We start from the raw sequence: 15,424 nt of genomic DNA, 5'->3' as shown, positions 1-15,424 counted from the left end.
TGGGCGGCCGGTTAGGAGATTACCGGGGTCCTCGTGGGATGATGGCCGGGTGCTGCGTTGGACTACTGCTGGAGAATCCCATGGACCCGCGCTGGTGGCTTTGCTGGAAGGCATGGTCGCTGGTGTCGAGGTAACCACAACCGAGATTGGCGTCGAGCTCGCTCGCCGTCGCCTGGGCTACGGCCGAGGCGCGCGAATGAAGTTCGAGGCCGACGTCGTGACGCTGATTGGCGGTGTCCGCCACGGTAAGACGCTCGGCGGGCCGATCGCCGTCGAGGTCGCGAATAGCGAGTGGCCGAAGTGGGAGCAGGTGATGTCCGCCGACCCCATCAATCTCGAAGAGCTTGAGGACCAGGCGCGCAATGCCCCGCTCACCCGGCCGCGCCCCGGACATGCCGACTACGCCGGCATGCTCAAATATGGCTTTGACGACGCCCGCCCGGTCCTCGAGCGCGCGAGCGCCCGCGAGACCGCGGCCCGGGTCGCCGCCGGCACCATCGCGCGGGCCTTCCTGCGCCAGGCTCTCGGCGTGGAGGTCCTCTCGCACGTCGTGTCCATCGGCGGCGCCGGTGTGGACGAGCCGGGCGTGCCGGACTGTGTCGACCGCGACCGCATCGACGCGAGCCCCGTGCGGGCCAACAGCGAAGAGGCCTCGGCGCTCATGGTGGCGGAGATCGACGCGGCCAAGCGCGCCGGCGACACCCTCGGCGGCGTCGTCGAGGTCGTCGTGCACGGCCTGCCCGTCGGGCTCGGCTCCTTCACCGCTGGCGACCGCAAGCTCGACGCGCGACTGGCCGCCGCACTCATGGGCATCCAGGCGATCAAGGGCGTTGAGATCGGCGACGGCTTCGAGACGGCCCGCCGCCGCGGCAGCGCCGCGCACGACGAGATGCGTCCCGGCTCCGACGGCGTCCTGCGCTCCACCAACCGCGCCGGCGGTGTCGAGGGCGGCATGACCAACGGCGAGCCGCTGCGCGTGCGTGCCGCGATGAAGCCGATCTCCACTGTGCCCCGCGCCCTCGCCACAGTGGATATGTCCACCGGCGAGGAGGCCGTGGCGATCCACCAGCGCTCCGACGTGTGCGCGGTCCCGGCCGCGGCGATCGTCGCCGAGTCGATGGTGGCCTTGGTCGTGGCGCAGGCCGCGCTGGAGAAGTTCGGTGGCGACTCGATCGTCGAGACCCGCCGCAATGTCGAGTCCTACCTCGATGCGGTGCGGGAACGGCTCCGGCACTGATGGCTCCGCGTGCGGTGCTGATCGGCGCTCCGGGCGCGGGCAAGTCGACGATCGGCAGAAGGCTTGCGGCGGCCTTGGACGTCGACTTCTGCGACACCGACGCCGAGATCGAGGTGCGGGCGGGCAAGGCGATCCCGGAGATCTTCGCCGCGGATGGCGAGCCCGCGTTCCGCGAGCTTGAGAAGGCCGTGGTCCTCGAGGCGCTGAGCACCCAGACGGGGATCGTCTCCCTGGGCGGGGGCGCGATCTTGTCGGCCGAGACGCGGAAGGCGCTCGCCGGGCACACCGTGGTGTACCTGGACATCAGTGTCGGCGAGGGGCTGCTGCGCACGGGCATCACCGCGCGGGTCTCCGAGGGGCATGCGCCGCATCCGAAGGACGGCTCCCGACCACTGCTCGAGGGCCCGGACCCGGCTGGCCGGTATCGGACGCTGTTCAACACCCGCCGCCCGCTGTATCGGGAGGTGTCCACCATCGTGGTGCGCTCCGACCGGCGCAGCCCCAGCAAAGTGGTGCGAGAATTGACGGATCTGTTCGCTGACGACGGCGTGCAGGACAGGACTGGACGAGGAGATCTCCGTGGCTGATCAGGTAGTGGGTGCCGGCGAGCCGGTGCGGTTGCAGGTTAATAGCGAATCGCCCTATCCGGTGATCATCGGCAGGGGACTGCTGGGCGACCTCACCGAGGAGCTGCGTGGCACCCGCACCGTGGCGATCTTCCACCAGCCGACCCTCGTCGAGACCGCGGAGGTGGTGCGCCAGTCGCTCGCCGACGTCGGCATCGACGCACACCGCATCGAGATCCCCGACGCGGAGGACGGCAAGGACCTCAAGGTCGCCGAGTTCTGCTGGGACGTCCTCGGTCGCATCGGCCTTGCCCGCCAGGACGCCGTGGTGAGCCTCGGCGGCGGCGCCGCGACCGACCTCGCCGGCTTCGTCGCCGCGACGTGGATGCGCGGCGTCCGCGTGGTGCACGTGCCGACAACCCTGCTGGCCATGGTCGACGCGGCCGTGGGCGGCAAGACGGGCATCAACACCGACGCCGGCAAGAACCTCGTCGGCTCCTTCCACGAGCCGGCCGCCGTGCTGGTGGACCTCGCCACCCTCGCGACCGTGCCCAAGAACGAGATCATCTCCGGGATGGCCGAGATCATCAAGGCCGGCTTCATCGCCGACCCCGTGATCCTCGACCTCATCGAGGCTGACCCGGAGGCCGCGCTCGACCCCGCCGGCGACGTGCTGCCCGAACTCGTCCGCCGAGCTATCGAGGTCAAAGCCAACGTCGTCGCCTCCGACCTGCGCGAGTCCGATCTGCGCGAGATCCTGAACTACGGCCACACCCTCGCCCATGCCATCGAGCGCCGCGAGCAGTACCGCTGGCGCCACGGCGCGGCGGTGTCCGTCGGCCTGGTCTTCGCCGCCGAGCTGGGCCGCCTCGCAGGCCGGCTCGACGACGCGACCGCCGACCGGCACGCCAGCATCCTCGCCAGCGTCGGGCTGCCCACCACCTACGACGCGGACGCATTCCAAGCCCTGCTCAAGGGCATGCAGACCGACAAGAAGAACCGCTCCGGCCTGCTCCGCTTCGTGGTCCTGGACGGGCTGGCCAAGCCGGGCCGCCTCGAGGCCCCAGACCCCACGCTGCTCGCCGGCGCGTACTCGGTGATCGCCCGCGAGGACACCTCGGGCACGACCAGGATCATGCTGTGACAGAAGGCCGGACCATCGTGGTCCTCAACGGACCGAACCTGGGCCGACTGGGCAAGCGTCAGCCCGAGGTCTACGGGGCGACGACGCATGCCGACCTCGTCGGGATGTGCGCGGCACTCGGCCGCGAGCTCGGCGTCGACGTCGTTGTCCGGCAGACCGACCATGAGGGCGAGCTACTCGGTTGGGTGCATGACGCCGCGGACGCGGGGGAGCCCGTGATCATCAACGCCGGCGCGCTCACCCACACCTCGGTGGCGCTGCGCGACGCGTGCGCCGAGCTGGGGACCTTCATCGAGGTGCACATCTCCAACGTGCACGCCCGCGAGGGCTTCCGCCACCACTCCTACCTGAGCGCGATCGCCAGCGGCGTGATCGTGGGTCTCGGCGTGGACGGCTACCTGCTGGCCATCCGGCACCTGGCGGACCGCTAGCTGGCGGTACAGACGACGAGAGCGCGGCCCGCACTGGAGAGTGCGGGCCGCGCTTTTGGTCTCGGAGTTGGGTTCCGGCAGCTACACGACCTGTTTGCCCACCGCGATATCGTGGCGGCGCTGGCGTTGGAGTTCGGCCTCGTCGTCCGGGTTCGGCTCGGACTTGCCGATCCAGCGGCCGAGGGCGATCCCGATGGCTGCCGGCACGATGATCATCAATGCGGTGCCCGCGGCGCCAGACGTGAGGTCGAAGAGCAGGCTCTGCGAGCCCACGCCGTCCGCGCCCAGCTTCTCCAGGATGTGGCAGATGAGTCCCGCCGCGACACCCGTGATCAGGCCGGTGATGATCCACCGCATGATCAGGTCCGAGCGGTCCTCGACCAGCGAGTGCTGGCGCGCGTCCACCACCCCGTCGAGGCCGGCCCACACCAACGCGATGATGATCACGATGCCGACCGCCACATTGCGCGAGAGCACCCCCTGCAGCGGCGCCGCCGTGATGATGATGCCCAGAATTACCCTGGCGATGACGTGCACCGCAGTCATGCCGATCGATCGCACTCCCCAACTGATCATGCCGAAATAGTAACCGGTGAATGCTGACGCATGTGTCCTGACCCACATCCGGGTGTGCCGTAGCGTGGGGATATGTCCGCCAATCATGCCGCTCGACGTGTGGCGCTCGCCACGATGCTGCAGGCCCAGCAATTATCCGCACTGCTCGTGACCGATCTGGTAAATGTCAGATATCTCACCGGATTCACCGGGTCCAACGCGGCGCTCCTGGTCTGGGCAGAGCCCGGTAGGGCCCCGGTGTTCAGCACCGACGGGCGCTACGTGGAGCAGGCGGCCGAGCAGGTTCCGGACCTGGTCGCGGAGATCTCGCGGGATGCGCTGGCCCCACTGCTGACAGCGGCCGAGAACTGCGCCGCTGCGAATTCCGCCGCTGTGGACGTCGGCCCCGTCGGATTCGAGGCGACCCAGCTCAGCGTCGCCGTCCATGCCGATATTCGGCGGCGGGCGCCGGGACTGGCGCTGCAGGCCACCACCGGCCTGGTCGAGGGCCTGCGGATCGTCAAGGATGAGCATGAGGTGGGCCTGCTGCGGCGGGCCTGCGCCATCGCGGACGAGGCGTTGGCGATCCTTCTCGAGCGGGAGGGCATCCGGCCCGGCCGCACCGAGCGCCAGGTGGCCCGGGATCTGGAGTGGCTCATGTACGAGGGGGGCGCGGACGGCATCGGCTTCGAGACGATCGTCGCGGCTGGAGCCAATTCCGCTGTGCCGCACCATCGTCCGACCAGCGCAGTGCTGGCCGAGGGGGATTTGGTGAAGCTGGACTTTGGCGCGCAGTACGGCGGCTACCACTCGGATATGACGCGGACGTTCACGCTCGGCTCGTGCGCGCAGTGGCAGCGTGACACCTATGACCTGGTCGCGAGCGCCCAACAGGCGGGCCTGGACGCCGTCGTCCCCGGGGCGTTGGCGGCGGACGTGGACGCCGCCGCCCGGTCGGTGATCGCCGCGGCGGGGGTCGGCGAGTTGTTCGCGCACGGCCTGGGACACGGGGTCGGGCTGCAGATCCATGAAGCGCCGGGAATCGGGTCGAGCGCCACCGGTACACTTCCCTGCGGTGCGGCGGTCACTGTCGAGCCCGGTGTGTACCACGCGCGCCGCGGCGGGGTCCGAATCGAGGACACCGTCATCGTGCGCGAGGGCGGCCCGGAGATTCTCACGGTGACGACCAAAGAGTTGCTGGTGCTCTAGATAGTAGGCGCAGTGCTCTGGGGCGGATGCGCCGCAATGCAGATGTAGACAGACCAGACGAGTGAATTACCAGAAGGGTAGACGCTGTGGCTTCCACCAGTGATTTTAAGAACGGCCTAGTGCTGAAGATTGACGACAGCCTCTGGCAGATCGTGGAGTTCCAGCACGTCAAGCCCGGCAAGGGGCCGGCCTTTGTGCGCACCAAGTTGAAGAACGTGGTCTCGAGCAAGACGGTGGACAAGACGTTCAATGCCGGTGTCAAGGTCGAGACCGCGACGGTCGACCGTCGCGACATGACTTACCTGTACAAAGATGGCGCGGACTTCGTGTTCATGGACGACGAGAACTATGAGCAGCTGCAGATCGGCGCGGACCTTGTCGGCGACAACGCCAAGTTCATGCTCGAGAACATGCGCGTGCAGATCGCGATGCACGAGGGCCTGCCGCTGTATGTCGAGCTGCCCGTCGCCGTGAACCTGATCGTCAAGCACACCGATCCCGGCCTGCAGGGTGACCGCTCCACCGGCGGCACCAAGCCCGCCACGATGGAGACGGGCGCGGAGATCGCCGTGCCGCTGTTCATCAACACCGGTGACAAGCTCCACGTCGACACCCGCGACGGCAGCTACCTGAGCCGTGTGAACGACTGACGTGAGTAAGTCCTATAAGAAGTTTGGAGCGCGCCACAAGGCGCGCAAGCGTGGCGTCGACATGTTGTTCGAGGCCGAGGCGCGCGGGGTCGATCCCGTGGCCCTCGCCGCGGAGCGGGTGGCGATGTCCGCCACCGACGAGTCGATCGCCCCCGTCAACGAGTTCACCACCGAGATGCTGACCGGGGTGGCGGAGAACCTGGACCGAATCGACGCCGTGATCGCCGACCATCTGCAGGAGTGGAGCCTGGAGCGGCTGCCCGCGGTGGATCGCGCGATTCTGCGGATCGCGGTGTGGGAGCTCTTCCACACCGACGTGCCGCCGGTGGTCGCGGTGGACGAGGCCGTGGAGTTGGCGAAGCTGCTCTCGACCGATGATTCGCCCTCGTTCATCAACGGCGTGCTCGGCCGCATCGTGACGGTGGCGCCGCAGGTGCGGGCCGCCGCCGCGGCGACCGCTGCGGTTGTCGTGGACTCCGTGGTCGAGGACGCTGTGGTCGAGGCTCCGCAGGTTGACGACGGGGCTGACGGCGAGGCCGAGCATGTGATCGATCACTCGAGGCCGGAAAACTAGCGCCACACTGATAGTGTTCAGACGCAAGAAATCGAACTGCAAGACATCCTTTAACGATCCGTCCAGTGAGGCGGAGAAGGAGGTCGCGGCTTGCCGTGCCCGAACATGTTGATACACCTCAGTTTGATGATTCCGCGTCTGAGCCCGTGCCGCCGGTAGGCGCCGCGCCCGCCCCGCGGGAGATCATGTCCGCCTCTGATGTCGGGCGGACGATCGCGCGGATCGCGCATCAGATCATCGAGAAGACCGCGCTCGACGCACCCCATGAGGCTGGCGGGGGCTTGTCGGGTGGTCCGCACGTCGTACTCATCGGAGTGCCGACCCGCGGCGCCCCGCTCGCCTCGCGGCTGGCGGCGAAGATCGCGGAGTTCAGTGGCGTGCAGGTGCCCGTGGGCACCTTGGACATCACGCTCTACCGCGACGACCTGCGTGGCAAGCCGCACCGTCCTCTCGAGCGCACCTCGATCCCCGTGGGTGGAGTCGACGACGCGACGGTGGTGCTGGTTGACGACGTCCTGTTCTCCGGCCGCACCGTCCGCGCGGCGCTCGACGCGCTGCGCGACCTCGGACGCCCGCGCGCCGTGCAGCTCGCGGTGCTAGTCGACCGCGGCCATCGGGAATTGCCGCTGCGCGCCGACTATGTCGGCAAGAACATCCCGACCGCCCGCACGGAGGTCGTCTCGGTCCAGCTCGCAGAGCACGACGGCGTCGATGCCGTGCTGATCAGCCAGGCGCCCGCCAGCCAGGGCTCAGTGCCCCCGGAGGTGAGCTAGATGAAGCACCTGCTCTCCATCTCGGACCTCACCGCGGACTCCGCGAACAGCCTTCTAGATGAGGCCGAGCGCTTCCAGCAGGCGCTGCTGGGCCGCGAGGTCCGCAAGCTGCCGACGCTGCGCGGCCGCACCATCATGACGATGTTCTACGAGAATTCCACCCGCACCCGCGCCTCGTTCGAGGTCGCGGGCAAGTGGATGAGCGCCGATGTCATCAACATCAGTGCCTCTGGCTCCTCGGTGGCGAAGGGCGAGTCGCTGCGGGACACCGCGGCGACGCTCCACTCGATCGGCGCCGACGCGATCGTGGTCCGGCATCCGGCGTCGGGCGCGGCCCAGCAGGTCGCCCGCTGGACCGCCGAGATGTCGATCGACGGGCCCGGCCCCGCGGTGATCAACGCTGGCGACGGCACCCACGAGCACCCCACGCAGGCGCTGCTGGACGCGCTGACGCTGCGGGAGCGGCTCGGGGGGATCGAAGGCCGCCGGATCGGCATTGTCGGCGATATCCTGCATAGCCGGGTCGCGCGCTCGAATGCGTTGCTGCTCAGCATGCTTGGCGCGGAGGTCGTGCTGATCGCCCCGCCGACGCTGCTGCCCACCGGCGTGCGCGAGTGGGCAGTAGCGACTGTGGCGAACAGCCTCGACGCGGAGCTGCCCACGCTCGACGCGGTGATGATGCTGAGAGTGCAGGCCGAGCGCATGCAGGGCGGGTTCTTCCCAACGGCCCGCGAGTACTCGATCCGCTATGGCCTCAACGAGAAGCGCCAGGCGATGCTCCCGAAGCATGCCGCGATCCTGCACCCCGGCCCGATGCTGCGCGGCATGGAGATCGCGTCCAAGGTCGCGGACTCGGAGTCGATGGCGGTGCTCCAGCAGGTCCGCAACGGCGTGCATGTGCGGATGGCCGTGCTGTTCCGCCTGCTGGTCGGCACGGGGGACATTTGATGGGCGGCGATATTCGATGAACTCCATAAACACACAAGAGGAGAGCTCCGCGGTGACGGTCCTGATCACGGGCACCCGCCTATACGGCGAGGGTGACCCGGTCGATGTGCTGATCGGCGATCAGCAGATCCTGCGGATCGCGCCCGCTGGCACGATCGAGCAGGCCGACACGGGGGGAGTGGAGCTGGTCGAGGCGGCCGGCACCGTACTACTGCCCGGCTTCGTCGACATGCACACGCACCTGCGCGAGCCCGGCCGCGAGGACACCGAGACCATCGACTCCGGCTCGGCGGCCGCGGCCCGCGGCGGCTACACCGCGGTGTTCGCGATGGCCAACACCGACCCGGTGGCTGACAACGCGGTCGTCACCGACCACGTGTGGGCCCGTGGCCAGGAGGTCGGCCTCGTCGACGTGCACCCGGTCGGCGCGATCACCAAGGGGCTCAAGGGGACTGAGCTCGCGGAGATGGGCGTCATGGCCGCCTCCACGGGTGCGGTCCGGCTGTTCTCGGACGACGGCCACTGCGTCGCGGACCCCCTGCTGATGAAGCGCGCGCTCGAGTACGCGACGGGCCTGGGCGTGCTCATCGCCCAGCATGCGGAGGAGCCCCGCCTGACCGAGGGCGCTGTCGCGCACGACGGTCCGACGGCGGCCCGCCTGGGCCTGGCCGGCTGGCCTCGCGCCGCGGAGGAGTCCATCGTCATCCGCGACGCGCTGCTCGCCCGCGACGCCGGCGCCCGCGTGCATATCTGCCATGCGTCGACCGCAGGCTCTGTGGAGCTGATCCGCTGGGCCAAGAACCAGGGGATCTCGATCACCGCCGAGGTCACACCGCACCACCTGCTCCTCGACGACTCGAGGCTGGAGACTTATGACGGCGTCAACCGCGTCAACCCGCCGCTGCGGGAGGCCTCCGACGCGCAGGCTCTGCGAGCGGCACTGGCAGAGGGCGTCATCGACTGCGTGGCAACCGACCACGCGCCGCACGCCGAGCAGGACAAGTGCTGCGAGTTCTCCCAGGCGCGGCCCGGCATGCTCGGCCTCGAGACCGCGCTGTCGGTGATCGTGGAGACAATGGTCAACCCGGGCCTGCTGGACTGGCGCGGGGTGGCGAAGGTCATGAGCGAGCGGCCCGCGGAGATCACGGGCCTGCCCGACCAGGGCCAACCGATTGCCGAGGGCGAGCTGGCGAACCTCACCCTCATCGATCCCTCCGCCACCTGGACCGTATCCGGCCCGGAGCTGGCGAGCGTGTCCGACAACACCCCGTTCGAGGGGCTGGAACTGCCCGGCCAGGTGCGCGCGACGATCTTGCGCGGACGCCTGACCGTGGTCAACGGAAAGGTAAGGCCGCTCTAAATGGAATCAACCGCGTCCAACGTTGCGGTCGTCGCATTCTTCATTGTGATGTGGGGGCTGATCGCGTTCGCGATGTACAGGGGCTGGAAGCGCAAGAGCGCGAACCAGCAGGCCTGGATCGGCGAGCTGCCGGCAGTGCCTAAGAAGCTCGGCACGCCGCGCGTCGAGCAGGCCACGGGCCTGTACATCGGCACCGCCTTCGCGGAGAACTGGCAGGCACGGGTGGCCGCATCGGGCCTCGGCGCCCGCGCCAACGCGACCCTCGTCGGCTATCCGGACGGCGTGGTCCTCGAGCGCGACGGATCCGAGCCGCTGTGGATTCCCCGGACGGCCATCATCGAGGTGCGCACCGACCGGCGTCTGGCGGGCAAGGCGATGACGGAGGACGGCCTGCTGGTTATCCGCTGGCATCCGCCGGGCTCGAATGACGAGACCATCCAGATCGACTCCGGCTTTCGCGGCGACGACAAGGCCGTGTACCCCCGCTGGATCCAAGAATTCGACAGCAGCAATGCACAGGGCAGAAAGGCAAGCGAGTGAGCGACGCGATTCTCGTGCTCGAGGACGGCCGGGTTTTCCGGGGTTTCGGTTTCGGCGCGGAGGGGCAGACCCTCGGCGAGGCCGTGTTCACAACCGGCATGACCGGTTACCAGGAGACGCTCACCGACCCGAGCTACCACCGTCAGATTGTGGTGGCCACGGCCCCGCAGATCGGTAACACCGGTTGGAACAGCGAGGACAGTGAGTCCCGCGACAACGAAGGCAACGTCAGCGGCAAGATCTGGGTGGCCGGCTACGCGGTCCGCGAGCCCTCCCGCCGCGTGTCCAACTGGCGCGCCGAGGGCACGCTCGAGGACGAGCTGGTCACGCAGGGCATCGTCGGCATCTCCGGCCTGGACACGCGCTCGGTGGTCCGCCACTTGCGCGACCGCGGCGCGATGCGCGCCGGGATCTTCTCCGGCAGCTCCATGGCGCCCGTCGACGCGCTGCTGCGCATCGTGCAGGCACAGCCGTCGATGCTGGGTGCGGATCTCGCCAAGGAGGTCAGCAGCGACAGCGGTTACCTCATCGAGGCCAAGAACCTGCACGCGGGTGATGCCCCGGCGTACACCGTCGTCGCCATCGACCTCGGCATGAAGGCCAGCATCCCCACGCAGCTCTCGGAGCGCGGGGTGCGCGTGCACGTGCTGCCGGCGAACGCGACGCTGGAGCAGGTCCTGGCGCTCAACCCGACGGGCTTCTTCCTCTCGAACGGCCCGGGCGACCCCGCCACCGCGGACTCGACCGTGCATCTGACGCGCAGCGTCATCAGCCAGGGCGTGCCGATGTTCGGTATCTGCTTCGGCAACCAGATCCTGGGCCGGGCACTCGGCCGCGGCACATACAAGATGCGCTTCGGCCACCGCGGGATGAACATCCCCGTGATCGAGGAGTCCACCGGCCGCGTCTCGATCACCTCCCAGAACCACGGCTTCGCCCTCGAGGGCGAGCGGGGCGAGGAGTTCGACACCCCCTTCGGCCGGGCCCGCGTCAGCCACATCTGCGCCAACGACGGCACCGTCGAGGGCGTCGAGCTGGCGGACGGCATGGCGTTCTCCGTGCAGTACCACCCCGAGGCCGCCGCCGGCCCCGAGGACGCGCGCTACCTGTTCGACCGTTTCACCGCCTTGATGGACAGCCAGAAGAAAGCAGGCCGCAACTAATGCCTCGCCGCACTGATATCAAGCACATCCTGGTCATCGGGTCCGGCCCGATCGTCATCGGCCAGGCCTGCGAGTTCGACTACTCCGGGACCCAGGCCTGCCGCGTGTTGCGCGAGGAGGGCCTGCGGGTCTCCCTGATCAACTCCAACCCGGCGACCATCATGACCGACCCCGAATATGCCGACTCCACCTATGTGGAGCCAATCACGGCGGAGTTCGTGGAAAAGGTCATCATCCGCGAGAAGGAGCTTGGGCACCCGATCGACGCGGTGCTCGCGACCCTCGGCGGCCAGACCGCGCTGAACACGGCGATGGACCTGGACGCCCGCGGCACGCTGGTCAAGTACAACGTGGAGCTGATCGGCGCGGACATCCCCGCCATCCAGCGCGGCGAGGACCGCCAGATGTTCAAGGACATCGTGGCGTCCGTCGGCGGCGAGAGCGCCCGCTCCAGCGTCTGCCACACGATGGCCGAGGTCCACGCGACCGTCGCCGAGCTCGGCCTGCCCGTCGTCGTGCGCCCCAGCTTCACCATGGGCGGGCTCGGCTCCGGCATGGCGTACACCACCGAGGACCTCGAGCGCATCGCCGGCGGCGGCCTCTCGGCGTCGCCGACGGCCAACGTGCTCATCGAGGAGTCCATCCTCGGGTGGAAGGAGTACGAGCTCGAGCTCATGCGCGATAGCCGCGACAACGTGGTCATCGTGTGCTCCATCGAGAACATCGACGCCATGGGTGTGCATACCGGCGACTCCATGACGGTGGCCCCGGCCATGACGCTGACCGACCTCGAGTACCAGAAGATGCGCACGCTCGGCATCGAGATCCTGCGCGCCGTGGGCGTCGAGACCGGCGGCTGCAACATCCAGTTCGCGGTGGACCCCGCCGACGGCCGCCTCATCGTGATCGAGATGAACCCGCGCGTCTCACGCTCGAGCGCGTTGGCCTCGAAGGCCACCGGCTTCCCGATCGCGAAGATCGCGGCGAAGCTGGCCATCGGCTACACGCTCGACGAGATCGTCAACGACATCACCGGCGAGACCCCCGCGTGCTTTGAGCCGACGCTGGACTACGTCGTCGTCAAGGCGCCGCGTTTCGCGTTCGAGAAGTTCCCGGGCGCCGACGGCACACTGACCACCACCATGAAGTCGGTGGGCGAGGCCATGTCGATCGGCCGCAGCTTCCCCGAGGCGCTCGGCAAGGTGCTCCGCTCGTTGGAGACCAAGTCCGCGGGCTTCTGGACGCAGCCCGACGATGCCGCCTTCGAGGGTGACGTGACGCAGGTCCTCGCGGATCTGCGCGTGCCCACCGAGGGCCGCATCTACGACGTGGAGTTGGCGCTACGCCTCGGCGCCTCCATCGAGGAGGTCCACGAGGCCTCCAGCATCGATCCCTGGTTCATCGCCGAGGTGGCGTGGCTCGTCGGGCTGCGCCAGGAGATCCTGGACGCGCCGGTGGTCGACGGCGGACTGCTCCGCCGGGCCAAGCACGCTGGGCTGTCTGACGCCCAGGTCGCGGCTCTGCGCCCCGAGCTGGCAGGGGAGGACGGCGTGCGCACGCTGCGCCACCGCCTCGGCGTGCGTCCGGTGTTCAAGACCGTCGACACCTGTGCCGCCGAGTTCGAGGCCAAGACGCCGTACCACTACTCGACGTATGAGCTGGACCCCGAGGCCGAGTCCGAGGTCGCCCCGCAGACCGAGCGACCGAAGGTGCTGATCCTGGGCTCCGGGCCGAACCGCATTGGACAGGGCATCGAGTTCGACTACTCGTGCGTGCACGCCGCGACGACGCTGTCGGAGGCCGGCTACGAGACGGTCATGATCAACTGCAACCCGGAGACGGTCTCCACGGACTACGACACCGCGGACCGCCTCTATTTCGAGCCGCTCACGTTCGAGGACGTGCTCGAGGTCTACGACGCGGAGCGCGCCTCCGGCACCGTCGCCGGCGTCATCGTCCAGCTCGGCGGCCAGACCCCGCTGAGCCTGGCAGCGCGCCTGGAGGCCGCGGGCGTGCCGATCGTCGGCACCACCCCCGCCGCGATCGACCTCGCCGAGGATCGCGGCGAGTTCGGCAAGGTGCTCAGCGCCGCCAAGCTGCCGGCGCCGAAGTTCGGCATCGCCACCAGCTTCGAGGAGACCAAGGACGTGGCGGCCGAGATCGGCTATCCCGTGCTGGTGCGACCGTCCTACGTGCTCGGCGGCCGCGGCATGGAGATCGTCTACGACGAGCCCTCACTGGAGGACTACATCTCCCGCTCCACCGAGCTGTCGAACGACCACCCGGTGCTGGTCGACCGCTTCCTGGAAGATGCCATCGAGATCGACGTCGACGCCCTGTGCGACGGCCACGAGGTCTATCTCGGCGGCGTCATGGAGCACATCGAGGAGGCCGGCATCCACTCCGGCGACTCGGCGTGCGCCCTGCCCCCGATCACCCTCGGCCGCCAGGACATCGAGGCCGTGCGCCGCTCCACCGAGGCCCTGGCCCACGGGATCGGCGTCCGCGGACTGATGAACGTCCAGTACGCGCTCAAGGACGACGTGCTCTACGTCATCGAGGCGAACCCCCGTGCCAGCCGCACGGTGCCGTTCGTGTCGAAGGCCACGGCCGTCCCGCTCGCGAAGGCGGCCGCGCGCATCATGCTCGGCGAGACCATCGCGGAGCTGCGCGCGTCCGGGCTGCTGCCGGCCACCGGCGACGGGGGCACCGTCCCCGTTTCCGCGCCGGTCGCCGTCAAGGAGGCCGTGCTGCCGTTCAACCGCTTCCGCAAGTCGGACGGCACCGGCGTCGACTCCCTGCTCGGCCCGGAGATGAAGTCCACCGGCGAGGTCATGGGTATCGACTCCGACTTCGGCCGGGCGTTCTCCAAGAGCCAGACCGCGGCCTACAGCCCGCTGCCGACGTCGGGCACCGTGTTCGTCTCGGTGGCCAACCGCGATAAGCGCGCCATGGTGTTCCCGGTCAAGCGGCTCGCGGATCTTGGCTTCCGCATCCTCGCCACCGAGGGCACCGCCGAGATGCTGCGACGCAACGGCATCGAGTGCGACCAGATCGGCAAGTACTCGGACGACCGCGAAGCCGACAACCACTCGATCGTCGAACTGCTCAAGGCGGGGAAGGTCGACATGGTGATCAACACCCCGTTCGGCACCTCCGGCCCGCGCGTGGACGGCTATGAGATCCGCGCGGCCGCCATCGCCTCGTCCACCGCCTGCATCACCACGGTGCAGGGCGCGGCCGCGGCTGTCCAGGGCATCGAGGCCGGCATTCGCGGGGACATCGGGGTGCAGTCGCTGCAGGTGCTGCATGCCAACCTGCGCTCCACCCCGGCATCTGTGATCTCGTGACCGGCACGCCTAGCTGGGGCAGCCGCCTCCGGTCCGCCATCGCGGACCGGGGGCGGCTGTGCGTCGGCATCGACCCGCACCCCGGCCTGCTCGACCAGTGGGGCCTGCCACGCACCGCCGCGGGGCTCGGCGAGTTCGCCGACATCTGCGTCGAGGCGTTCGGCGGGACCGTGGCGGTAGTCAAGCCGCAGGTGGCGTTCTTCGAGGCCCATGGCAGCGCTGGCTTCGCCGCGCTGGAGCGGACCCTCGCGGGGCTGCGCGCGTCGGGCACCCTGGTGGTGGCGGACGCCAAGCGTGGCGACATTGGCTCGACCATGGACGCCTACGCGAACGCGTGGCTGGGGGAGTCCCCCCTAGCCACGGACTCCGTGACGGTCTCGCCCTATCTCGGCTTCGGTGCGCTGTCCCCGGCGCTGGAGTTGGCACGGCAGCACGGCCGCGGCATCTTCGTGCTGGCCCGGACCTCGAACCCCGAGGGCGGCCACGTGCAGCGCTCTGTCAGCGCGGGTGTGAGCGTCGCGCAGTCGATGGTCGACGACGCGGTGGCCGCCAACGCGGACGGCCGCGGGACCGTCGGACTCGTCGTTGGCGCCACCCGTGACCACGGCCTGGACCTCTCGCGCTTCGACGGACCCATCCTGGCTCCCGGCCTGGGCGCGCAGGGGGCGAGCGCGGCAGACCTCGCCGAGATCTTCGCTGGCAACACCGGGCTGCTCCTGCCGAACAGCTCCCGCGGCATCCTGGCGCAGGGACCCGATGTGGCGGCCTTGCGCGCCGCGGCCGAGCAGGTGCGGGATGAGATCGAGCACGCGTTGGCGCGGTAGCCGACGCCCAGATTGAGAGTTAGCACACGGTCTGCGTGGGGATACGTCTCCGCGCAGACCGTGTTTTCTCCGCGACCGTGGTCTCCTCGGGACGCGTGGA

Annotated in this window: 14 protein-coding genes and 1 pseudogene; 14 read left to right on the top strand and 1 reads right to left on the bottom strand. The window is 69.1% G+C overall.

The annotated features are described in order from the left end of the window. Window positions 1-49: 49 nt before the first annotated feature. The 4 genes from aroC to aroQ are packed head-to-tail and all read left to right on the top strand — an operon-like array spanning window position 50 to window position 3,378. Complete coding sequence (gene aroC, locus TBIF_RS19765; RefSeq protein ID WP_024796472.1) at window positions 50-1,237, top strand: chorismate synthase; 1,188 nt, start codon at window positions 50-52, stop codon at window positions 1,235-1,237. After that, window positions 1,237-1,824, top strand: coding sequence for a shikimate kinase (locus tag TBIF_RS19760; protein WP_024796471.1), 588 nt, complete (start codon window positions 1,237-1,239; stop codon window positions 1,822-1,824). Before aroC ends, TBIF_RS19760 begins: the two co-directional genes overlap by 1 nt. Beyond that, a complete protein-coding gene (gene aroB, locus TBIF_RS19755; protein WP_024796470.1) occupies window positions 1,817-2,947 on the top strand; it encodes a 3-dehydroquinate synthase in 1,131 nt (376 codons plus the stop codon). Before TBIF_RS19760 ends, aroB begins: the two co-directional genes overlap by 8 nt. Further along, window positions 2,944-3,378, top strand: coding sequence for a type II 3-dehydroquinate dehydratase (aroQ, locus tag TBIF_RS19750; protein WP_024796469.1), 435 nt, complete (start codon window positions 2,944-2,946; stop codon window positions 3,376-3,378). The genes aroB and aroQ overlap by 4 nt, the downstream gene beginning before the upstream one ends. Window positions 3,379-3,459: 81 nt before the next feature. On the opposite strand, the gene TBIF_RS19745 is transcribed toward aroQ, so the two are convergent. Continuing rightward, a complete protein-coding gene (locus TBIF_RS19745; RefSeq protein ID WP_024796468.1) occupies window positions 3,460-3,954 on the bottom strand; it encodes a B-4DMT family transporter in 495 nt (164 codons plus the stop codon). A 72-nt stretch (window positions 3,955-4,026) separates the two neighbouring features. On the opposite strand from TBIF_RS19745, the gene TBIF_RS19740 reads away from it, so the two are divergent. The 10 genes and pseudogenes from TBIF_RS19740 to pyrF all read left to right on the top strand — a co-directional run bounded on the left by TBIF_RS19740 (window position 4,027) and on the right by pyrF (window position 15,324). Continuing rightward, entirely contained in the window at window positions 4,027-5,142 is a 1,116-nt protein-coding gene (locus tag TBIF_RS19740; protein WP_024796467.1) for a M24 family metallopeptidase, read from the top strand. An 86-nt stretch (window positions 5,143-5,228) separates the two neighbouring features. Beyond that, entirely contained in the window at window positions 5,229-5,792 is a 564-nt protein-coding gene (gene efp / locus TBIF_RS19735) for an elongation factor P (RefSeq protein WP_024796466.1), read from the top strand. 1 nt (window position 5,793) lies between these two features. After that, a pseudogene (gene nusB / locus TBIF_RS19730) lies at window positions 5,794-6,252 on the top strand (transcription antitermination factor NusB); the annotation flags it as partial. 260 nt (window positions 6,253-6,512) lie between these two features. Further along, entirely contained in the window at window positions 6,513-7,139 is a 627-nt protein-coding gene (pyrR, locus tag TBIF_RS19725) for a bifunctional pyr operon transcriptional regulator/uracil phosphoribosyltransferase PyrR (protein WP_024796464.1), read from the top strand. Then, window positions 7,140-8,087, top strand: a complete 948-nt coding sequence (locus tag TBIF_RS19720; RefSeq protein WP_024796463.1) for an aspartate carbamoyltransferase catalytic subunit — start codon at window positions 7,140-7,142, stop codon at window positions 8,085-8,087. 16 nt (window positions 8,088-8,103) lie between these two features. Further along, on the top strand, window positions 8,104-9,447 hold the full coding sequence (locus tag TBIF_RS19715; protein ID WP_024796462.1) for a dihydroorotase: 1,344 nt from the start codon (window positions 8,104-8,106) through the stop codon (window positions 9,445-9,447). Continuing rightward, window positions 9,448-9,987, top strand: coding sequence for a PH-like domain-containing protein (locus TBIF_RS19710; RefSeq protein WP_024796461.1), 540 nt, complete (start codon window positions 9,448-9,450; stop codon window positions 9,985-9,987). After that, window positions 9,984-11,150, top strand: a complete 1,167-nt coding sequence (carA, locus tag TBIF_RS19705) for a glutamine-hydrolyzing carbamoyl-phosphate synthase small subunit (protein ID WP_024796460.1) — start codon at window positions 9,984-9,986, stop codon at window positions 11,148-11,150. The genes TBIF_RS19710 and carA overlap by 4 nt, the downstream gene beginning before the upstream one ends. Beyond that, window positions 11,150-14,500, top strand: coding sequence for a carbamoyl-phosphate synthase large subunit (carB, locus tag TBIF_RS19700; RefSeq protein WP_024796459.1), 3,351 nt, complete (start codon window positions 11,150-11,152; stop codon window positions 14,498-14,500). The genes carA and carB overlap by 1 nt, the downstream gene beginning before the upstream one ends. Further along, window positions 14,497-15,324 carry an orotidine-5'-phosphate decarboxylase gene (gene pyrF, locus TBIF_RS19695; RefSeq protein ID WP_024796458.1) on the top strand — a complete coding sequence of 276 codons (828 nt, stop codon included), beginning with the start codon at window positions 14,497-14,499 and terminating at the stop codon, window positions 15,322-15,324. Before carB ends, pyrF begins: the two co-directional genes overlap by 4 nt. Window positions 15,325-15,424: the final 100 nt, after the last annotated feature.

The sequence above is a fragment of the Tomitella biformata AHU 1821 genome (assembly GCF_000524475.1).
GTDB classification, from domain to species: Bacteria; Actinomycetota; Actinomycetes; order Mycobacteriales; family Mycobacteriaceae; genus Tomitella; species Tomitella biformata.
Note: the sequence above shows the minus strand (reverse complement) of the source record. Positions and strands in the feature narration are given on the sequence as shown.

Excerpts from the sequence above, each read along its gene's own strand:
- TBIF_RS19760 (WP_024796471.1), top strand. The coding sequence starts at position 1,237 with ATGGCTCCGCGTGCGGTGCTGATCGGCGCTCCGGGCGCGGGCAAGTCG.
- TBIF_RS19745 (WP_024796468.1), bottom strand. The coding sequence starts at position 3,954 with ATGATCAGTTGGGGAGTGCGATCGATCGGCATGACTGCGGTGCACGTC.
- TBIF_RS19740 (WP_024796467.1), top strand. The coding sequence starts at position 4,027 with ATGTCCGCCAATCATGCCGCTCGACGTGTGGCGCTCGCCACGATGCTG.
- TBIF_RS19720 (WP_024796463.1), top strand. The coding sequence starts at position 7,140 with ATGAAGCACCTGCTCTCCATCTCGGACCTCACCGCGGACTCCGCGAAC.
- TBIF_RS19715 (WP_024796462.1), top strand. The coding sequence starts at position 8,104 with ATGAACTCCATAAACACACAAGAGGAGAGCTCCGCGGTGACGGTCCTG.
- TBIF_RS19710 (WP_024796461.1), top strand. The coding sequence starts at position 9,448 with ATGGAATCAACCGCGTCCAACGTTGCGGTCGTCGCATTCTTCATTGTG.
- carB (WP_024796459.1), top strand. The coding sequence starts at position 11,150 with ATGCCTCGCCGCACTGATATCAAGCACATCCTGGTCATCGGGTCCGGC.